The following is an 18,965-nucleotide window of genomic DNA, read 5'->3' as shown; positions in this document are numbered from 1 at the left end:
TTACGAAGAGACCGTCGAATCCGCCACGCGGACCGACATGTTCTGGGCGTCATGCACAACGACGACGTCTTGATAGTGCTCGCAGATCTTACGGCACTCTTCGTCCGATTGAACTGGAATCATATCGAGATCGTCCATGACCGCTTCCGGCAATGAGGTGCGGATGTAGACCTTACACTGAGCTAACGTTCGCGCGAACTGGAGTGCGATCGCGGCGTCTTCGTGACGTGACTTCCGCATCTGCGACTCAAAGTCGGTGAATTCTAATGATTCTGCCATTTGCGACATCGCGACGCCCGGCCGTTGACGAATCTCGGTCGCTAGGATGATTGCCCCATCGGGGCGGACCAGATGTTCGACATTGGCCAGCGCTCGGGCAGCGTTTTCCCAAGTCTGTCCTGCTTGGCCGCCGGTGATCAAAGCGATGACGACCCCTGCCATGTTAGGCACGTGCGGCTGCCAATGTTGCTGGAGTTGCAGGTTTGCTTCCGTTTCGACATGCCCAGCTTCACCAAAGATGACCGCTGCAAATCCGCCACCCCGAGCCGGCACCAACAAACAGTTGTAAACAATCCCCAACAGTTGGCGAATCTCCTCTACCTCAGCAATCCGACGCTTCATGCGCTGCTTGCGGGTGACAAAGAGCGGTGAGTGCCATCGCTTTTGCGTATCGATATCCGAGTAGGTCGGAAACACGGAGGAGAACGGTCCGAAATAACCAAATCCTTCATGGCTTCGTGCCACATCGATCGGAACCACCAAGTCGGCATCGCACAGATGGCGATTCAGAATGATCGCGTGATTGTCCTGAGTTGAAGTCAAAAACGCATTGGCTTTTTGATCTTGCGGCTGATGCACAATAACTTCAGACGATTCTCCTAGCGGGGTGATGGCCTGTTTCAACTGCTCGACAACAGGACTTAAGGTCTCGTGTGGGAGCAGGAATTGAAACGTGCGATCGTTCATCTCTGCAAATTGGGCGTACGAAACGATCGCCGAGACGGTGGGCAGATAGTCGCCGACATCCTTTCCAAAGACGAATAAGACCACATCGCCGGGTACGGATGCATGGGCCAGGTCGGGGTATCCGACAGGATTCGTTAGCGCGTCAAGAATTGCCTGCTGAGGATCTTGAGCAGCAGGATAGTCCGCTTGGAGATTGGCGAGGACCATCTGCGGATCAATATCGCAGGTGGATCGAGCGTTGTCGCCGAAGGGGGTCGCAATGGACATCGATACCTAAGTCATTCGAGAAACGTTGTTTCGATTCCCGAATGATAGGTATTCATGGGACGGCCGGTCAACGGGACGCGATAGCAGCGATCCGCCTAGTCAGGCGTGCCAGCCCGCATCCGCAAGCACATGGTCACCAATTCCTGTAGGGCTCGCTGAATCGTTTCCGCCGAGGCATTGTTACGGCAAGCATGCTCGAGAACGGCAGCAACGTTCGTCACTTCGCCGTATCCATAGCTTCCTGCGGCACCCTTCATTTGGTGGGCGATCCGGCCAAGCTGTTCCCAGTCCGAGGCTTCCGCTGCATCTAACATGGATTGAACGCGATCGGGAATCTCGTCCACAAACATCTCAACCAGTTCTGCCAAGTCCTCGTCGTCTCCGAAGTCAGAGTAAATCAGTGCTTGGCGATCAGTAATCGTCATCGAACGTGCCCCTAAACAAAGGCTGAGCTTTCTCTTAGCTCATTTGACTCTTTCAACCAGCGGTCACGGGGGAATCATCCCCCCTGACATGCAAATTCCTACTTAACAATGGGTTTCGAATGGTACGCACGACGTGGCTAACGCTCCGTATTTGCCGCACTGTATGACGGCAGTGGTAGCAGATCCGGTCGATCCGATACGACCGGAACTGGAAAGATACTCCGACTAGACAATTTAGGCATTTTGCTAGAGGGTTCCGATTTGGGTAGTCGATAGCGAGTGATAGTTCCTTACCAAGGAAAGTCACTCGCCCAACCAAGAGCGCGAAATCCAGGATTTGTTCCCCTGGGCATCGTAATCGAGGTCGTGGTGAGAGTTTGTTTTTTTTCTGGTGGTTAATGTTAAGTCAAGTTGGAGTCCTCTCGATGAATGCCCGTTTTGCTTTCCCTGCGATGTTGGTTGTCGGTCTGATCTTCGCCGCTGCCTCCACCGCTGAAGCCGGTATGTTCGGCTTCTCGCACGGCTGTGGCTGTGCACCTGAACCTTCCTGTTGTGCTCCTGAGCCGACCTGCTGTGCTCCTGAGCCATCGTGCTGCGATCCTTGTGCCAAGAAGTGTGGTTTGTTCCACCACCTGAAGCACAAGCTGCGTAGCTGCTGCAAGCCTTCGTGCTGTGCACCAGAACCGACCTGCTGTGCTCCTGAGCCAACTTGCTGCGCTCCGGAACCGACTTGCTGTGCTCCTGAGCCAACCTGCTGTGCTCCAGAGCCATCGTGCTGCGATCCTTGTGCCAAGAAGTGTGGCTTGTTCCACCACCTGAAGCACAAGCTGCGTAGCTGCTGCAAGCCTTCGTGCTGCATGCCAGAACCGACCTGCTGTGCTCCAGAACCGACCTGCTGCGGCTAGTCGAAACTGGTGCGGCCTCGGTCGCTAGTTCGGTAAAATACCGAAAACAGCCAGAGAATTTCCTAACCGGACTCTGGCTGTTTTTATTTCTTGATCGCTCCGAAATGAGAAATTTTAGGGCGATTTTCCCCTAGTGATCACTAATTGCTTGACCTTATCTCGGCAAGAAGAGAACCTAATAGTCTACTCACGGAACTAGAGATCTCGATCACTTGGAGACCCCTCCCATGCTCACCCTTATCCGGGCAGGGATTGTGGCGAACGTCGTGTTCGCTTTGCTTTTCACCTCGATCCATCCAGCAACCGCCCTGGGCGAAGATCCGTCTCCGCAGCAAGATCCGATCGGAAAAATCAATTCATTCAGCCTCCACGGCGAATTTACACGGGCGTTCGACGAGATCAAGCATCTCGAAACCAACGCGCAGCGTGACGATGCCCACGCAACGATCGCACGGGCTCAATTACGGTACGGACTCGTACGCTCCTCGGTCGAAACCGCTTCCTACATCGAGGACGACAACACCCGTTCGCAACTGCTAACCGAAGCTTCAGCGGCCCGGTCGGAACCGATATCCCCGCGTGGGGGTGGTGTGCAGCCCGACTTCGATTCGCTGATTGAGTTGATCACCACGACGGTTGAACCTGATAGCTGGGAAGACCTGGGCGGTCCTGGCTCAATCGCTCCCTTTGCCACCGGTGTTTATGTCGACTCGCAAGGAACGCTGCAACGCGTCACGAAGCTATCGAACAACTCGCTTTTATCGAGCGTCCACGATGCCTCGAAGATCGCATCGCTAAATCGTGATGTATCGGCGACGTCCTCGCTCAGAAAAGTTTCGCTTACTCGACTCGAGAAAGAAGCACAGCTTCGTTGGGCACTGGGGAAACCGCCAACCGACGAGATGCTGAACATGGCCGGGATCTACGAGATCAAATACGTTCTCGTTTATCCCGAAGAAGGCGAGATCGTTATCGCAGGTCCCGCGGGTCCTTGGCAGCAAAACCCTGAAGGCCGTGTCGTCAATCAAGTTACTACACATCCAGTACTGCAGCTTGATGACTTTGTCGTCCTGCTACGAAACGCCATCACGGATAAAGGACGCTTTGGTTGTGCGATCGTGCCAAGACAAGACGGTCTGAAAAACGCACAAGAGTATCTTAACGCGACTTCGGCCAAACCCCTGCATCCACGACAACGGGATGCTTGGCTGGAAGGACTTCGCGATGCCGTTGGCAAGCAAGATATCGACGTTCACGGAATCGATCCCGATACCCACGTGGGCCAAATCATCGTGGAAGCCGACTACCACATGAAGCGGATCGGCATGGGTCTCGAAGATGGCACGGCCGGTGTTCCCAGCTATTTGGAAATGGTAACCATTCCGCCAGGTGGCAGCGCTCCACCGATGGACGTTCTACGGTGGTGGTTTACGCAAAACTACCAAGCGATCAATGCGACGCAGGAAAAGAATGCATTCGAGTTGCAGGGACCTGGAGTTCAGGTGCTTTGCGAGAACGAAATGCTGGACGCTCAAGGTGGACGAATCCACACCAACACCGCCAGTACGCTAAACGCCACGTTCGCTCGGAATTTCACGCAGCACTATGATGCACTTTCCACAAAGTACCCGATCTATGCCGAGATGAAAAACATCTTTGATCTAGCGATCGTCTGTTCGCTAATCGAGAAAGAGCGTCTCGCCGATCAAGCGAATTGGAGCATCACGCACTTTTCTCCCAAGGGTGGATACACGGTTGAGACCTCCCCTGCCCCGAAAGATGTCGAGTCGATCATGAACATGCGAGTCATCGATCGTAAGCACATCATTGCCGGCGTGAGTGGCGGCGTGAGCTTCGATGCCTCGAAGTTTGTGAAGGATGAGAACATCGTTGTCGATAGCTACGGACTTATGTCCGCCAATCGCGTTGAAAGCCGTGTACCGCAGACCATCGAACATCACGGCTGGTGGTGGGACTAAACGCGGAGCAAACGTTCGGACATGCCACCAAGCATGATCGTTTCGACCGAACCACGCCGTTTACCTTCTACCACTAACAGCACCGACACATTGGGGTAGCTTTCTAAGAACGCCTCGGTTTCTTCCGGTCCCATGACATAACACGCAGTCGCGAGCGCATCCGCTAATGCGGCAGTCGGCGAAATGACTGTCGACGAGAGGACTTTGGTCGACGGGCGGCCACTGCGTGGATCGAGCACATGACCGTATTTCTTCCCTTGATGAAAGAAAGCCTGGAACGCCGCTCCTGAAGTTCCTAGAGACTCGTTTTTCAGATAAACGGTTCCGATCCGGCGATCGGGTCGAAGTGGATCTGGCACACCGACTTCCCATCCATCTTGGCGAGCGCCATCACGACGCTCTCCGTGAGCCAACACGCTGCTCGTTCCTCCATGAATCAAGAAGTCCTCCACATCCCAGTCGAGGAGCACTTCCTGACATCGATCGAGCGCGTACCCTTTGCCGATGCTTCCCAGGTTCAGCTCGACACCTTCTTTCGCCAATCGAAGGGTTCGCTTATCCGAATCCAATTCGATCTGGTTACTTCCAACGAGTCGCATTGCTTCGACCAAGTCGTCCTCTTGGGGCACTTTCCCCTCGCGATCGAAGAAGCCCCACACTTTCGTTAACGGGCCGGCGGTTATATCGAACGCGCCATGGGTATCGCGATGCAGTTGAAGCGACAACTCGAGCAACTGAAAGAGTCTCGGCTCAACCACGACCGGTCCCAAGTAAGCCGTTCTCGCCAGTTGGCAAATCTCGCTCTCGGGACGATAGGCGGAAAGCTGTTGTTCCAGGTCGTTCACAAGGTCGAGAGCCGCGACGGCCCCTTCCGCCTCTGTCCCTGGGCCAGCGGCGTTCAAATACACTTCAAACTGACAGGCCATCGCTTGCCGAGCCAGCTGGACCAGGTAAGCCCCATCTGGTCGAGTCTCAGCCGAAGTTGCTTCGTTTGAAGCCCCTTCCACTGCTTCGGTATCGGGTGGCGAAGCCAGCTTTCCTCGTAGAAAATTTCGGCGGCTGGTCCGTTTTTCCTCTTCAGACGTCACGACTAAATCCTAGCGCTCGGGGGTTTGGCAGTGCGAGTGCGAAATTCTGTCCCTGAAACAACTTGAGGGTTATACTAATTGTGAACCGTTCACGTCAGGAGACAACATCAATGCGACAAATGGGTCTGGTAATCGCTTTTAGTATTCTTGGTATTTGCATGGCCAGTTCCGCCGCACGAGCCCAAGATGCTCAGCCACGCGCCAAACATCGCACCTTCGACGAAGCGACCACCAGTATCATTTTCTTTAAAGACGTGTTTGCGGAAGCCTTACAAGGCGAACGCCCGGCAGCACTCAGCGAAAATACCCAAGCCCCTACCGGTGGAAGCCCTGGTTCCATGGGTGGTGGAGGAACACCTGCCCCGAATAATGCCGGTGGTTCGTCTGAATGGGCCAAAATCATCTCCCCAACGACAATTCAAGACGAAGTGAAGCGATTAAATTCGCAGTTGCTGGACACCGTCCAGAATGTTCGCAAGTTTAATGGCGGTGGCTTCGAAGATGCTCGTCGTGATTACACCGAGCTGGCTATGCTGTTCGCGATTATCTCAAAGTACAACGGCGATGTCCGCTGGAAAGAAGACGCCTTGGTAGCTCGCGACCTGTTCGCACGAGCGGGTTTTAATTCGAAAGTCGGAACGGACAATTCCTTCAAGGAAGCCAAGAGCCGTTCGCGTGATCTGGAGGAATTAGTCCGCGGCACATCAATTCCGGTGCCAGATGGTCCCGAGGCCGATCCGCAGGCGACCTGGGACGCGATCGCCGATCGTCCGCCTCTTATGCAGCGTCTGGAAATCGCTTTCGATCAGCGCGTAAAAAAGATGACCGCAAACGAAAGTGAATTTCAATCCAACATCGAAGACATTCTTCACGAGGCTGAAATCATCGCAGCAATCGGTCATGCAATGCAGAAGGAAGGCTTCGAATACTACGACGACGAAGACTATGTGGGTTACTGCCAGCAAATGCAAGATGCGGCTCTCGCCGTCGTGCAAGCGGTAAAAGATAATAACGCGGACGCGGCCCGTAAAGCGGCCGGTGATGTCGGTCAGGCCTGCAGTGCCTGTCACGAAAGCTACCGTTAATTCTCGGTAAGTTTAGGAACGACAAGGTCAGGGATCTCGCCAGGGGCGCCGGCAAAACTGGCCACCACTTGTGTCGGTTCTTCGCGAACCTCGATCGGCTTGCCTGAGAACTCGCTGAGCGGCATCTTTTCTGGTGCGTGCCCATTGGCGATCTGAATTGCGGTAAGCCAAGTGGTCAACCGAAGCTTATCTTTCGCTAAATCTGCCTGTTGGGCGTGCATCCCACTAAGCAGGAAGTCACCAGAAACAATCGGGTAGCCACCCGAGTTCCGCGCTTGATTCAACGCGTCGGAAATGGAATTCAGCATTTCGACTCGCGCGTAGTACGGCTCTTTTCCAGCATCGACGATCTTCTTCATCGATTCCAGGTAGAATGCCTGATCCGTTGCCAGGCCTTTGGCAATCTGCACGGAGAGCTTCGCTAATTCACCACTCGCCATCATCGCATCGTACTCTTCGCGGGTTAACAGGGAAGCAAGATGACCGGCGCGAATCATTTCTAAAAAGTGCAGCCCGCAAGCGCGATCTGCCCTCCAAAGCTCTGTGTCATCCGGCCAAGCACGCAACGATTGCTCAAGCACCGTTTCCAATGTCCGCAGGTTTCCCTTTTCAAACTTGGGATGCAAAAGCAACGCTCGAAGCGTGACGAAAGATTCCTCTCGGATCTCCGCGGCTGTGTTCCGTGCTGCCAACAGCGGAACTTGATTCAATTGATCGCCGTAGGCAATCGCATAAGCAACAGCCGTTACCGCTTCGTCTACGTTGTTGTCTTTCGCCTGTCGGGCTGCCTCAAGCAATTCGGCTCGAGCCAGGCAATGCATCATTCCCGTCCAAGTCGGATCGGCGAGATAACCCTGTTCGATGTGGTACGGATAGCGAACATCTGGCTGGATCAACGATTTTCGACCTTCGACACGCTGGGCGTCCCACTTCCGCAGATAATCTTCACCTTGCGTGTTGATCAGTAGCTCTCGCCCAGGGGCTTTTGGATTCCACCAATGTCCGCTCTTAGCGAGTTGTTCATCAATGTAGTCGGGATCGGTCCCGTCGAAGAAGCGTGCCGTCAAAGCGGTGGAAACATCATCGGTTCGCTGTCGATATTCAGCGGCGAGTTGCTTTGGAAGTCCGCCGTTCGCTTTCAATCGATCGAGTTCGTTTTTGATTCTCGGATCGTTGACCGTTTCAGAGAGTTTCAACTCACCGAAGTCAGCCGGCGTAACGTTCAATCCGTAGGGATCAGAAACCGACTTCTCTTCGCAGCCCGCAATCGCCAGCAACAAACAGACAATGTTTAACAGAAAGACAACACGGGCCATGGGCATTACGTCCAGGTAGGTAGTCCGATAGGTATGGTCGTATCGTAATACGTTAACCGCCGATCAGAAAAGCTCGATTAACTCGGCCAGACCAGTCGCGGCTAGTTCGGCACCGGTCACAAATCGGCCAGGATGCGTCCACTGAGCGATGATTTCTGACTGGGTTTGAAAAAGGCTCGCCAACATTGAATCCATTTCGGAGTTCAAATGATGGTAGTGCCGAACCCATTCGGCCGCCTCGGTAACGGGAATGTTTTCGTCGCTTTGCCATCGCATGGGATGAAACAGCATCACGCTCCAGGGGGTAACGTATCGCTTCTTACACGCAGCAAACGGCCAGATTGCCGCAGAAGAACATTCCCCGATCACGATTCCGGTTGCCTGAATCTTGCGGAGCCGAATCAGACTTACCAAGCCGATCGCTGCGTAGGAACTTCCGCCAGGTGAATCGAAATAAAGCGTACACTCCCCTTCCGGTGGCACTTCCAACAGCTTCTCGTAGATCTCGGTGCACGACTCACCAAATTCGCCCGAAATAACAATCTCTAACGGCGATTCCTCGTCTTGCTCGCCTGAGGACGATTTCGCCGGTGACGATTTCTTCGTCATAGATGTTCTCGCGTTATTCTCAAAAAAGATGCCGTTGAGTCGGTCCACTTCGGTTTCATGATACCCCATTCACCAACCCCAGTAAGGGATCTACAACATCCGATAACCTTCCCAGCTTAACCCTCCTGGCCAATTTGATTTGCGCGATTTCTCACAAGTTGGTACCCGAGCCGGTCCAGTATGGGTGAATTGCCCGTTTTTTGGGGTATCATGAAGCAGAACGACCTACCTCATTTCGCCCATAAAGCAGGAGCTTTCTATGTTGAAACAATTCGCGCCGCTCTGTCTTGGCTTGGTTCTTTTGACCTCGTTTTCTGTCTTCGCTGCTGAAGAGAAGGAACCAACAACCATTTCGTTTGGCGAAGGCCACTTCGAGATGACCGTGCCCGAAGGCTGGAAGACCGTGCAGCCGAAGGTTCGCATCATTGATCACGAATTCTCGGCTCCGGCCAAAGAAGAAGGTGCTACAGCAGGTCGAGCCACTTTGATGGGCGCCGGCGGTGGCGTCGATGCGAACGTTGCTCGCTGGAAAGGTCAATTCACCAAGTTGACCGCCGATGACGTTAAGGAAGAGAAAGTAGCCGGCATGAAGGTCCACATCGTGGAATTAAAAGGCGATTTCAAAGATCAACGTGGTCCATTCGCTCCTGCCGAGATCAAGAAAGATTACACCGTTTTAGGTGCCATCATCACCACCGATAAGCTGGGCGACTACTTCCTGAAGTTCTACGGACCGTCCGACACAATCAATGAAAACAAGGAAAAGTTCACCAAGATGGTGAACAGCCTGAAGGTGAAGTAACCACCAACAAGCTACCAGTAAATGCAAAACAAGGGAGGCGATTCCCTGATTTCGCCTCCCTTTTTGCTGCGCGGTAATTGACCAGTTTGCTTCTTGGCAATGGAAATGATTACCCTGATCGTCCTGTCCTAACCCCAGGGCTATATTAAAGAAGCGTGGACGGCGGAAACTCGATCGATTATCGGGACGTCGCCGATAATTCCGATTTTGACGATTCTTCCCCGACGCAAGCACCTATGAAGATTCATCAGTTTCTCGAGCACTATGGCATCCAATCGAACCCCTTCGCCGTGGAGGATGCCCAGACCGATACCGTCTTCAAAAGTGGCTGCATCGACACGACCTATCACCCTGCCTGGCAAAAGGTTTTCGGCGACCCTCAAGAGCCCTCTACGTCAATCGTATTTGGTGAAAAAGGGGCCGGTAAAACGGCGATGCGATTGCAAATCATCGAGCACATCGCCCGCTTCAATCAGCAAAATCCGACCCAACAGGTCTATGTGATCGAGTATGACGATTTCAATCCATACCTCGATCGATTCCGCGAACATCAAATGGGGCGTGCCCGTCGCCCAGACCGCACCCTGAAACGCTGGATGCTATGGGATCACATGGATTCCATTTTGATGATTGGTGTGACCAGTTTGATCGACCGCATCCTTGGCACGCGTAACAGCATGGCCACCCCTGGTTGCGACATCACCGATGCCAACCTTTCCAAGCTGGATGCCAACCAAGCACGCGACTTGCTGCTACTAGCCGCTTGTTACGACGAATCAACGACAGAAACCTTCAAGTCGCGCTGGGCTAACTTGCGAAAGAAGCTCGGAGTTTGGTCGTTCGCTCCTTATGGTGCATTTACGATCGGTGTCGGCGTTTCGGTCGCGTTGGTTGCGGTGATTATCTCGCTTTTGGCCAGTCGCGGATCACTAATCGGACCGTGGTGGCTTTATCTTCTGGCATTTATTGCCGGCTGGACGCCGTGGGTGGTGAAAGCGGCGCGAGCCTTGTGGAAAGCCCATCGGATCTACAAGAACGTGAAGGTAGGGAACCACGAGCGAATTCCACTGGCGAAGACGCTGATGGACTTCACCATCACGGATCTCTCTTCACAGCCGCTGCCGATGCATCCACGTACCGATGATCGTTACGCGATGTTGAATAAGTTCTCCGGTATCCTTCGCTCGATGGGCATTACTGGGATCATCGTGATCGTCGATCGCGTTGACGAACCGCACCTGATCAACGGTTCTCCCGAATTGATGCGTCTGCTCTTGTGGCCGATGCTGGACAATAAGTTCCTGAAACAGTCTGGAATTGGCGTCAAACTGCTGCTTCCGATCGAGTTACAGCAATTCGTCGAACGTGAGAATAAAGAATTCTATCAGCGTGCTCGCCTCGATAAACAAAACATGATTCCTTCGCTGCAATGGACTAGCGAGGCCCTTTACGACGTGGCCAGTGCCCGCATCCAAGCGGTCTCCAACGGCGAGGCTCCCTCGGTCCAAGACTTGTTCGACGAAGGGATCAGCAAGCAGCGTCTGTTCGACGCATTTCGATCACTACGTGTGCCGCGGCACCTCTTCAAGTTCCTGTATCGTCTGCTCGTTGCCCACTGCAACAACTACACCGATCAGGACCCAAGTTACAAAATCAGCAGCCAAACGTTTGAGTCGACGTTGGCCGTCTATTTGCGCGAGCAAGACGCGTTCGATCGCGGCCTTGGTGCTGGCTAAGAACACGTCTCTCAAAATCGATGTTGACAATATCTGGCCGTTTTGCGAGAGTTGCCCCGAGCTATTGGAATTCAGCCGGGGCAAAACGTTGCCATTCCGGCGTTTAATTTTGACTAAGGAATAGTGCGTCATGCAGGGAAGCAAGCACGCTTGGCTATTGCTGATCGCGATCGTTTTCTTCGGATGCAATCAGTCGAACGATCCAACATCCACCGCCAACAACGACTCGCCGGGGCAACCCGACGAAGAAACCATCGTCGTTGAAAAGATCGGCGACCACGTCCAACAGGCAGCCCAGAACCCTAAGACCGTTGTCGAGTTGTTCCTTACCTCGCTTCGCGAAGGGGACGAAACCACGACCAGTCGCCTGTTGACCAACAAAGCTCGCACAGAAACGGCGAAGCACGACATGGTCGTTCATCCACCTGGTAGCCGTACGGCCCAGTTCGTGGTTGGTCAGACCATCTACACCACCGATACCCGTGATATCGCTCACGTTGAATCGAATTGGACCGACGTCGACGATGCTGGGCGTCGCCAAACGTACGAAATCGTCTGGATCTTGCGGAAAGAGCCCCTTGGTTGGGCGGTTGCCGGCATGGCGACGGAATTATTTTCCGGAGAAACTCCCCTGGTAATGAATTTTGAAGACCCGCTGGACATGCTGGCTCAGCAGCAACGAGCCGAGCTTGAACTGACCCGGCGGGGTTCCGCGTCGGCAGGAAGCGCTCAAGTGATGCCCGCCTCGCATTCTTCACCGCTCAGCCGCTAATCTTACCATAACGGCACTAAAAAGCACGCAAAGCCCACCATCGGTGCGACGAACCGCATAAATGGTGGGCTTTTTTTGTGGTTCTGACCTCTTCTCGGCGGATAACCGAATCGCTTTTGACGTCAAGAGATCGGTGCGTAGCAAGAAATCCTGAAAACGGAAAATCTTCTCTAAACACTCTAAATACCCGCCTCACTGCTTGACTTAGCTTGGAAGACTGGTAATTTTACGGCCTATGCTATGCAACGCATAAATTCCGCGTAATCACTACAGTTTTACAACAGGGTAAGCTGAGGTAATTCGCGGGATTCCCGGTGATCCTAACAAGGCACTGGAAAAGTCCTCCGACGTTGTGCCGTCGTGGTCGGGGGATCACGTCGGACGGCGTCTTCGTGTTTTACTCCCTTGCACTTCAGATAGTGAAGTTTGGAGGATTCTCAAATGAATCGTGTTTTCACTCTCGGTATCGCGATCTTTTTCGCGGTCGTTGGTATGGCCCTGATCGGCGGCGAACGTCAAGCTGACGCCGGTTTCGGTTGCCATGGTTGTTTTGGTGGTAAGCACTGTGGCGGCCTGTTCGCTCGCAAGGCTTCCTGCTGTGCTCCAGAACCTGCTTGTTGTGCTCCAGAGCCAACCTGCTGTGCTCCAGAACCTTCCTGCTGTGGCCGGAAGAAGCATTGCGGTGGCCTGTTCGCTCGCTTGAAGGCTCGCCGTAGCTGCTGTGCTCCTGAACCAACTTGCTGTGCTCCAGAGCCGACCTGCTGCGCTCCGGAACCAACTTGCTGTGCTCCTGAGCCAACCTGTGCTGCTCCGGAACCAACCTGTGCCGCTCCTGAAGCAGCTGCACCAGAAGCTTCCCCTTCGGAAGAAGCCACTCCTCCGGCTCCTCCGGCTGAAGCCTAATTTCCGTACAGCTTCTCGATGCTGGCCCGGCCTGCGGTCGCATGAGGAGTTTGCCTGGAAGCTGCGGCGGGATTCGCCCTGTTGCCCGCCCCTTTCAGCGGAATCGCAAAAGACCCGGTTTTCCTCTTTCGGAATGCCGGGTCTTTTTTATTTTGCGAACCTAAAGTCGAAATCGCAATCGCCAAGCGAGAAAACATTCGATCCAAGACCTCGGCGAATTACAATCGAACGTTCAGCCTCAATCATCTCCCACCTGGAATTGCTCTCGGATGTCGTCCAAAAAAGACACACGCCCCGGCCCCTCGACCGACGCTGTCCTTAGTCCTACCTCGCGTGGGATTGTCTCGCTGGTTTTGTTCATCTACTTATTCGGCATGTGGGTCGTTGTCTCCAGTTCACTGGGTGGCCGCCACTCGTCGCCTGTCCAAGAGAAGCTACTGAGGTTCTTTGAGCTCTTCACCGAGCCCCTGAATCTCGGCGTACGGTCATCTCCATATGCCCTCTATACAGGTCAATCGTCTGACTACGAGCACTTCTTCCGCATCGAAGCAACAACGCCAGAGGGAGAAACCAAGACCTACCAAGTCCCGGGTCCGATGCTGGGATCGGGCCTCAGCGATCCGTATCGCTACCAGCGTCTGGCCAAGATCGTTGCCGTTCAAGCGGAAGTAAGTGACGACACAATTCCCGCCGAAATCACCAAAGGGATCGGGCAATATTTCATCCGCCTCACCGGGCAACGAAAAGTTGCGATCCAATGCATTCGTCGGCGTCCGCAGCCAATGGATCTGCACATCGAAGGACAACAGTTTTCCGATGATCCGCGCGACGCTTCGTACGAAGATGTCATCTATCGCGCTCAAGTGTGGGTAGATGAACTCGGCGCAATCGAGCACATCAAAGAGATGGCGACCGAGCATGTCGCCCCCGTTCAGTAACCACAGGAATCGCAAGCGTGCTTGGCACCTACTTCAATCGACTTTCGGAATCGATCGGCGGCGGCTGGAACAATTTCTGGTTTCAGAAGGACAGTCCACGAACGGTCAGCATGCTGCGCATCGTCGCTGGCGTTGTCGCCCTGATCTATGCGTTTTCGTTCACTTCGGAATTGGCGATTTGGTTCTCCGATGGTGGCGTCCTGCCGTATGGACGAACCATGCGTCTGACCGGTGCTGATGATCCTGCGAATCAAGTTCTGTATTGGTCTGTCTTTTACTTTGCCAACTCACAGCTGTCCCTTTACGTGCTTCACACGATTGGACTGATTTCGATTCTCCTTTTTACGGTCGGTTTTCAAACGCGCATCGCCGCGGTTGTCGCAACCGTCTTCGTTCTTTCCTATGCCGAACGCGCACCAATGCTGACGGGATTGGTCGAGCCCCTGCTCTGCCCAGTGATGCTGTATTTATGCCTGGCACCATGTGGGGCGTACTTCTCGGTCGACGCGTGGCTTCGTGATCGCAAGTCCGTAGCCGAAGTGCCTGATTCGTTCATGGCGCATTTGGCGGTGCGTTTGGTACAAATCCATGTGTCGATGTTCTACTTGATGATGGGCACCGCCAAGCTCGGCAACCCGGTCTGGTGGAACGGCGAAGCGATGTGGTGGTTGATTGCTCAACCCGATAGTCGGCTGATTGACTTAACTTTCCTTCGTAACAACGGCATGTCGACCATCGTGTTTGCCTGGACGCATTGGATCGTTCTATTCGAGCTCGTCTTCGGACTCTTGATTTGGGTCCGCATTCTGCGTCCGCTCTTGTCCATTCTGGCTGCCTTCCATTGGCTTGCACTGGGATTAGTTACCGGGCACTGGGTATTTGCTATCCTGATGATTGGCTTGAGCCTGGCGTTCGCGCCGCTGGAAGTGCTGAAATCGGATTCCGAAGTAGCTTCCGACGTCGATCGCGAATCCGATAAAGCCACTCAGCCAGCCGGAGTTGGCGTTTAGCCCCACCCACTATCCACACTCTCACTTTCTCGGAGATTCCTCCATGCCAACCAATGCGCATCTCAATCGTCGATCTTGGCTAGCCGCCACGTCAGGTCTGGCGGCCGGAAGTCTCCTTACCGGGTCAGCAGTCGCTTCCGAGCCGATCACCCATCGCACGGCCCCCAAATTCAAACTCAGCCTGGCCGCTTACAGCTACCGCAATTTACTAAAAGATTCTAAGTCAGGCGTCACGCTTGAAACGTTCATCGACGACTGTGCCAAGATGCAATTAGACGGCACGGAATTAACATCGTACTACTTTCCAGCCGATCCCACGGCGGAATACCTTTATGGCCTCAAAGCGCATGCGTTCCGCCAAGGGCTTAGCGTTTCAGGAACCGCAATCGGTAACGATTTCGGCCATCCGCCTGGGGAAGCTCGCGATCAACAAATCGCCTTAACCAAAGCTTGGATCGAGCATGCCGCGAAGCTGAATGCTCCCGTTATTCGCGTCTTTGCAGGCCATCAGAAGAAAGGATCGAGCGTGGAAGAAACGCATCGATTGATGGTCGAAGGTCTGAATGAAGTATGCCAATACGCTGGCCAGCATGGTGTCTTTCTCGCCTTGGAAAATCACGGCGGACCAACAGCTACGGCGGAAGGTCTACTGAAGATTGTTCACGACGTGGATAGCGAGTGGTTCGGCGTGAACCTCGACTCAGGAAACTTCCATAGCGACGACATCTATGGCGAATTGGCTCAGGTCGCTCCCTACGCCATCAATGCTCAGATAAAGGTCGTGGTCTCTGGGCCGGACAAGAAAAAAGTCCCGACCGACTTCAAGCGGGTGTTTAACATCCTGAAAGAAGCCAATTACCGTGGCTTCGTTGTTCTCGAGTACGAAGAAGCAGGCGATCCACGCGAAGAATGCCCCAAATTCGTCGAACAGCTTCGCGAAGCCATGGCTTAGGTGATGTTGGCTATCTTCCCAACATCTTCTGAATATCCTTCCAAGGCCGCGTATTAACAACGTCGGCCTTGGTCAGTCCGCCGCGACGTGCCTGCTTGATGCCATACTTCATCACGTTGAATCCCTCGATGTTATGGGCATCGCTATTAATGCCGATCGGGATACCCCGCTCTTTAGCCGCGTTGCACTGAATCTCGTTTAGATCGAGCCGCATCGGATTGGCATTCAGCTCGACGAACTTCTTATTCTCTTTAGCGCACTGAAAGACTGTTTCAAGATCGACTTCATAAGCTTCGCGGCGATTGATCAGCCTGCCGGTCGGGTGCGCAACGATGCAGATATTAGGGTTCTCCAGAGCACCTACAATTCGGTCGGTGATTTGCTGCTTAGGTTGGTTCTGACCGTAGTGAACGCTGGCAATGATCCAGTCCCCTTGTTCCAACACCTGATCCGGCAAATCCATGCCTCCCTTTTCGAGGATGTCGCATTCCAGTCCTTTCAGAATCAAGATCTGCCCATCGAGCTTCTTGTTCAGCTTATCGATTGCTTTCCACTGTTCGAGCAGTCGATCGGCATCCAGGCCGTTCGCCATGCTGACCCGCTTCGAGTGATCGGTAATCGCCACGTACTGATAACCTCGGGCGATCGCTGCTTCGACCATTTCTTCTAAGGTGTTTTTCCCGTCGGTCGCGTCGGTATGCATGTGCATATCCCCCACAATATCCTCGACGGTAATCAACTCTGGCAAGCCGCTCTCGGCGAGTTTTATCACATCACGGTTCTCACGGAGTTCTGGCGGAAACCATGGCAAGTCTAACGCTTTGTAGACGTCTTCTTCCGTCTTACCGGCAACGTAGGTTTCGGTTCCACCGTCTTCCATCCGGAAGACACCATATTCGTTGATCTTTAAGCCATGCTGCTTGGCGATGCCGCGAACTTTGACGTTGTGCTCCTTGGATCCCGTGAAGTACTGCAGCGCTGCGCCGTAACTCTTCGCTGGCACAACGCGAAGGTCGACCTGCATATTGTTTTCCAAACGGATCGACATTTTCGTGTCCCCACGAGCGATAACTTCATTTAGTTCGGAGAACTCGCCCAAGCGATCCATTGCGGCGGTTGGCGACTTGGCCGTTACGAGGATATCGATATCGCCGACCGTTTCTTTGCCGCGACGATAGCTTCCGGCGAACTCCAACTTCTCGACACCTTTCACATCTTTCAGGTGTTCTCGCAGTCGCTGAACCAACTTGTCGGCCGTGGCCCAGTAGGTTCGCTGCTCTGCGGTAGCAGCAAGATCAATTCCGTTGAGGATAGTCTGCTCGGTTTTTGCACCGAATCCTTTGAGTTCGCGCACACGTTCATCGAGACACGCTTGCTTCAATTCTTCCAGCGTGGCGATCTTCAACTCTTTGTAGATAACCGCTGCCTTCTTCGGACCAAGTCCGGGGATTCGTAGCATCGCGAGAACCGATTGCGGAATCTTCTTCTGCAACTCATCCAGTTGCGGCAGTTCCCCCTTCTCGACCAACACCTGGCACTTCTCCGCCAAGTCTTTACCGATTCCGTCCAGGTCGGTCAGTTTCTGACTTTCATCGTCCAAGATATCGCTAATTTGCTGCGACAACCCTTCGATCGTTCGCGCGGCGTTGCGATAAGCTCGCACGCGAAATGAGTTCGCTCCTTGAAATTCCAATAGATCCGCCAACAGTTCAAACTTAGCGGCGATTTGAGCATTGTTCATAGCGATAGTAACTTCCTTGACAAAGGGTGACGCCTTTAAGCGTAGCCGCTAGAAATCGCTTCCATCAACTCCCCTTGTCGCGCATAAAAAAAGGGACCGTATTCGGTCCCCTGATTGTTTGGATCATGGCGGTTGGTGTTTGGGCTATTTGCCCGGCGAATACCAGCCGTTGGCGTCGGTTTGAATTGAAGCGGTTGGCGGGCGATAGGTTCGCTGCGGTGGCTGAGTTTCCATTTGGTAGCCAACCGGCACGATCAAGCTACTCGAATCGAGGCCCGCGGTCTTGTCACGGGGATCAAGCAAACGTGGTGCTTCGCGGCTCGATTCCGTATTCGAGAACTGCGGATCAGGAATCGGGTTCACGGGAGCGCCCTGCCATGGATTCGTAACCGGAGTCGAATTCGACGAAGACGATGGAGTCACGGTCGTGGCTGCCGGACGTTGGCTGGTCACCGAAGGTGGCACGTATCGCGAGATCGGGGCACTTGGACTTGGACTAACTCGGGGAGCACTCATCGAGCCGTTCAACTGCACGCCTTGCTCTTCGTATCCTGGACGCAACGCCGGCTGAGTGTCGGCTGGCGACATCGGCTGTTCGGTCCCATAACGCGAACCTGGTTGTGGCCCCAACGACTGCTGTGTCGGAGGTTGTGTGTAACTCGATCCACCGCCATAGGTGCTTCCTGCCGGAGGAACCGAGGATGGTGGAGCTGGAACTTGAACGGGAGCTTGCTGTTGATAACCGCCTGCAGGAACCTGATCACGTGGAACCCATTCGCTCGGCTGACCTTGCTGAATGGTCGTTCCAGGCATCGTGGCGGACGGCACGTTATAGCCAGCGGAGGAGCAACCACAGCTTGACTGAGCAGTTGGGGCATATCCGCAAGCAGGAATACGTTGCACTTGGTAACGCGACGTTGTGCATCCCTGGTATCCAACCGCCGGAACACCGCCCGTTGTTGGTTGATAGACGGTCGTTGGGCGATAGACAGTAACCGGCACTTGCTGGTACTGCGATTCGTAATTCATCGGTGTGTAGCCAACGGTCGTGCCAGGGTAAGATCCCACCACCGAAGGTTGGCAGGCTCCTTGCGCCGGCGCGTAGCCAACCGTGGTTGGGTAAACCGGATAATTAGTCGTAATCACCGGCGGTTGAACGGGATACGCTTCGGTGTTGTTACCCCACAGCCAGTCGGTCAGCCAACAAGCCTGGGCAGCGCCAGGATTGTTGAGCACCATCAAGCTGCAAACAAGCAGGGTGAATACGGTTTTGATCGGCGAAGCAGTCATCCGGGAATGATCCTTCCGGTTGAAAACGCATCAGTCGTCGATCCATCGAACTATCAAAAACGGGCTTCCTGTGCCGCGCGTGTAATACTGGACGGTGAAGGATAGATCACAGCCTTGAGCCAGAACAGGAAAAATCATACTGATTTCCCCAACTTTGCCCCTCCCCAAGGGCACGAGTACG

General features: G+C 53.9%; 17 protein-coding genes. 10 read left to right on the top strand and 7 right to left on the bottom strand.

Translation table 11 applies throughout. The features are described 5' to 3' along the window. Both C5Y83_RS24805 and C5Y83_RS24800 read right to left on the bottom strand, forming a co-directional pair. The gene (locus tag C5Y83_RS24805) at positions 1 to 1,233 is read right to left on the bottom strand and encodes a lactate racemase domain-containing protein (RefSeq protein ID WP_105332503.1); all 1,233 of its coding nucleotides are present in this window, start codon (positions 1,231 to 1,233) and stop codon (positions 1 to 3) included. A 95-nt stretch (positions 1,234 to 1,328) separates the two neighbouring features. Further along, complete coding sequence (locus C5Y83_RS24800; protein ID WP_105332502.1) at positions 1,329 to 1,658, bottom strand: Hpt domain-containing protein; 330 nt, start codon at positions 1,656 to 1,658, stop codon at positions 1,329 to 1,331. Positions 1,659 to 2,083: 425 nt separating this feature from the next. Between C5Y83_RS24800 and C5Y83_RS29210 the strand changes: the two genes are divergently transcribed. Both C5Y83_RS29210 and C5Y83_RS24790 read left to right on the top strand, forming a co-directional pair. Then, a complete protein-coding gene (locus C5Y83_RS29210) occupies positions 2,084 to 2,563 on the top strand; it encodes a hypothetical protein (RefSeq protein ID WP_146117918.1) in 480 nt (159 codons plus the stop codon). A 227-nt stretch (positions 2,564 to 2,790) separates the two neighbouring features. Then, on the top strand, positions 2,791 to 4,542 hold the full coding sequence (locus C5Y83_RS24790; RefSeq protein WP_105332500.1) for a DUF1598 domain-containing protein: 1,752 nt from the start codon (positions 2,791 to 2,793) through the stop codon (positions 4,540 to 4,542). On the opposite strand, the gene C5Y83_RS24785 is transcribed toward C5Y83_RS24790, so the two are convergent. Then, the gene (locus C5Y83_RS24785; RefSeq protein WP_105332499.1) at positions 4,539 to 5,630 is read right to left on the bottom strand and encodes an FAD:protein FMN transferase; all 1,092 of its coding nucleotides are present in this window, start codon (positions 5,628 to 5,630) and stop codon (positions 4,539 to 4,541) included. The two genes, C5Y83_RS24790 and C5Y83_RS24785, sit on opposite strands and share 4 nt — an antisense overlap. 110 nt (positions 5,631 to 5,740) lie before the next feature. Here C5Y83_RS24785 and C5Y83_RS24780 point away from each other — a divergent pair, with 110 nt between their 5' ends. Beyond that, the gene (locus C5Y83_RS24780) at positions 5,741 to 6,715 is read left to right on the top strand and encodes a cytochrome c (protein ID WP_105332498.1); all 975 of its coding nucleotides are present in this window, start codon (positions 5,741 to 5,743) and stop codon (positions 6,713 to 6,715) included. Here C5Y83_RS24780 and C5Y83_RS24775 read toward each other — a convergent pair. Next, positions 6,712 to 8,031, bottom strand: coding sequence for a hypothetical protein (locus tag C5Y83_RS24775; protein WP_146117917.1), 1,320 nt, complete (start codon positions 8,029 to 8,031; stop codon positions 6,712 to 6,714). The genes C5Y83_RS24780 and C5Y83_RS24775 overlap by 4 nt on opposite strands. 63 nt (positions 8,032 to 8,094) lie before the next feature. After that, the gene (locus C5Y83_RS24770; RefSeq protein WP_105332496.1) at positions 8,095 to 8,640 is read right to left on the bottom strand and encodes an ATP-dependent Clp protease proteolytic subunit; all 546 of its coding nucleotides are present in this window, start codon (positions 8,638 to 8,640) and stop codon (positions 8,095 to 8,097) included. A 259-nt stretch (positions 8,641 to 8,899) separates the two neighbouring features. On the opposite strand from C5Y83_RS24770, the gene C5Y83_RS24765 reads away from it, so the two are divergent. From C5Y83_RS24765 to C5Y83_RS24730, 7 genes are all read left to right on the top strand, one after another. Continuing rightward, positions 8,900 to 9,442: a hypothetical protein gene (locus C5Y83_RS24765; protein ID WP_105332495.1), complete on the top strand. Its 543-nt coding sequence runs from the start codon at positions 8,900 to 8,902 to the stop codon at positions 9,440 to 9,442. A 236-nt stretch (positions 9,443 to 9,678) separates the two neighbouring features. Then, on the top strand, positions 9,679 to 11,178 hold the full coding sequence (locus tag C5Y83_RS24760; protein WP_105333041.1) for a hypothetical protein: 1,500 nt from the start codon (positions 9,679 to 9,681) through the stop codon (positions 11,176 to 11,178). A 130-nt stretch (positions 11,179 to 11,308) separates the two neighbouring features. Then, positions 11,309 to 11,950, top strand: a complete 642-nt coding sequence (locus tag C5Y83_RS24755) for a hypothetical protein (protein WP_105332494.1) — start codon at positions 11,309 to 11,311, stop codon at positions 11,948 to 11,950. A 441-nt stretch (positions 11,951 to 12,391) separates the two neighbouring features. Beyond that, entirely contained in the window at positions 12,392 to 12,853 is a 462-nt protein-coding gene (locus C5Y83_RS24750) for a hypothetical protein (protein WP_105332493.1), read from the top strand. A gap of 269 nt (positions 12,854 to 13,122) precedes the next feature. After that, positions 13,123 to 13,791 (top strand): hypothetical protein, encoded by a 669-nt coding sequence (locus C5Y83_RS24740; protein WP_105332491.1) that lies wholly within the window; start codon positions 13,123 to 13,125, stop codon positions 13,789 to 13,791. Between the two features lie 17 nt (positions 13,792 to 13,808). Further along, a complete protein-coding gene (locus tag C5Y83_RS24735; RefSeq protein WP_105332490.1) occupies positions 13,809 to 14,801 on the top strand; it encodes an HTTM domain-containing protein in 993 nt (330 codons plus the stop codon). 43 nt (positions 14,802 to 14,844) lie between these two features. Next, positions 14,845 to 15,753, top strand: coding sequence for a sugar phosphate isomerase/epimerase family protein (locus C5Y83_RS24730; protein ID WP_105332489.1), 909 nt, complete (start codon positions 14,845 to 14,847; stop codon positions 15,751 to 15,753). A gap of 10 nt (positions 15,754 to 15,763) precedes the next feature. Here C5Y83_RS24730 and polX read toward each other — a convergent pair whose 3' ends face one another. Beyond that, the gene (gene polX / locus C5Y83_RS24725) at positions 15,764 to 17,494 is read right to left on the bottom strand and encodes a DNA polymerase/3'-5' exonuclease PolX (RefSeq protein WP_105332488.1); all 1,731 of its coding nucleotides are present in this window, start codon (positions 17,492 to 17,494) and stop codon (positions 15,764 to 15,766) included. A 144-nt stretch (positions 17,495 to 17,638) separates the two neighbouring features. Then, positions 17,639 to 18,784 carry a hypothetical protein gene (locus tag C5Y83_RS24720; RefSeq protein ID WP_105332487.1) on the bottom strand — a complete coding sequence of 382 codons (1,146 nt, stop codon included), beginning with the start codon at positions 18,782 to 18,784 and terminating at the stop codon, positions 17,639 to 17,641. Positions 18,785 to 18,965: the final 181 nt, after the last annotated feature.

This window comes from Blastopirellula marina, from assembly GCF_002967765.1.
Taxonomy (GTDB): Bacteria; Planctomycetota; Planctomycetia; order Pirellulales; family Pirellulaceae; genus Bremerella; species Bremerella marina_A.
Note: the sequence above shows the minus strand (reverse complement) of the source record. Positions and strands in the feature narration are given on the sequence as shown.

Excerpts from the sequence above, each read along its gene's own strand:
- C5Y83_RS24730 (WP_105332489.1), top strand. The coding sequence starts at position 14,845 with ATGCCAACCAATGCGCATCTCAATCGTCGATCTTGGCTAGCCGCCACG.
- C5Y83_RS24790 (WP_105332500.1), top strand. The coding sequence starts at position 2,791 with ATGCTCACCCTTATCCGGGCAGGGATTGTGGCGAACGTCGTGTTCGCT.
- C5Y83_RS24750 (WP_105332493.1), top strand. The coding sequence starts at position 12,392 with ATGAATCGTGTTTTCACTCTCGGTATCGCGATCTTTTTCGCGGTCGTT.
- polX (WP_105332488.1), bottom strand. The coding sequence starts at position 17,494 with ATGAACAATGCTCAAATCGCCGCTAAGTTTGAACTGTTGGCGGATCTA.
- C5Y83_RS24770 (WP_105332496.1), bottom strand. The coding sequence starts at position 8,640 with ATGACGAAGAAATCGTCACCGGCGAAATCGTCCTCAGGCGAGCAAGAC.
- C5Y83_RS24755 (WP_105332494.1), top strand. The coding sequence starts at position 11,309 with ATGCAGGGAAGCAAGCACGCTTGGCTATTGCTGATCGCGATCGTTTTC.
- C5Y83_RS24740 (WP_105332491.1), top strand. The coding sequence starts at position 13,123 with ATGTCGTCCAAAAAAGACACACGCCCCGGCCCCTCGACCGACGCTGTC.
- C5Y83_RS24720 (WP_105332487.1), bottom strand. The coding sequence starts at position 18,784 with ATGACTGCTTCGCCGATCAAAACCGTATTCACCCTGCTTGTTTGCAGC.
- C5Y83_RS29210 (WP_146117918.1), top strand. The coding sequence starts at position 2,084 with ATGAATGCCCGTTTTGCTTTCCCTGCGATGTTGGTTGTCGGTCTGATC.
- C5Y83_RS24760 (WP_105333041.1), top strand. The coding sequence starts at position 9,679 with ATGAAGATTCATCAGTTTCTCGAGCACTATGGCATCCAATCGAACCCC.
- C5Y83_RS24780 (WP_105332498.1), top strand. The coding sequence starts at position 5,741 with ATGCGACAAATGGGTCTGGTAATCGCTTTTAGTATTCTTGGTATTTGC.
- C5Y83_RS24805 (WP_105332503.1), bottom strand. The coding sequence starts at position 1,233 with ATGTCCATTGCGACCCCCTTCGGCGACAACGCTCGATCCACCTGCGAT.
- C5Y83_RS24775 (WP_146117917.1), bottom strand. The coding sequence starts at position 8,031 with ATGGCCCGTGTTGTCTTTCTGTTAAACATTGTCTGTTTGTTGCTGGCG.
- C5Y83_RS24765 (WP_105332495.1), top strand. The coding sequence starts at position 8,900 with ATGTTGAAACAATTCGCGCCGCTCTGTCTTGGCTTGGTTCTTTTGACC.
- C5Y83_RS24800 (WP_105332502.1), bottom strand. The coding sequence starts at position 1,658 with ATGACGATTACTGATCGCCAAGCACTGATTTACTCTGACTTCGGAGAC.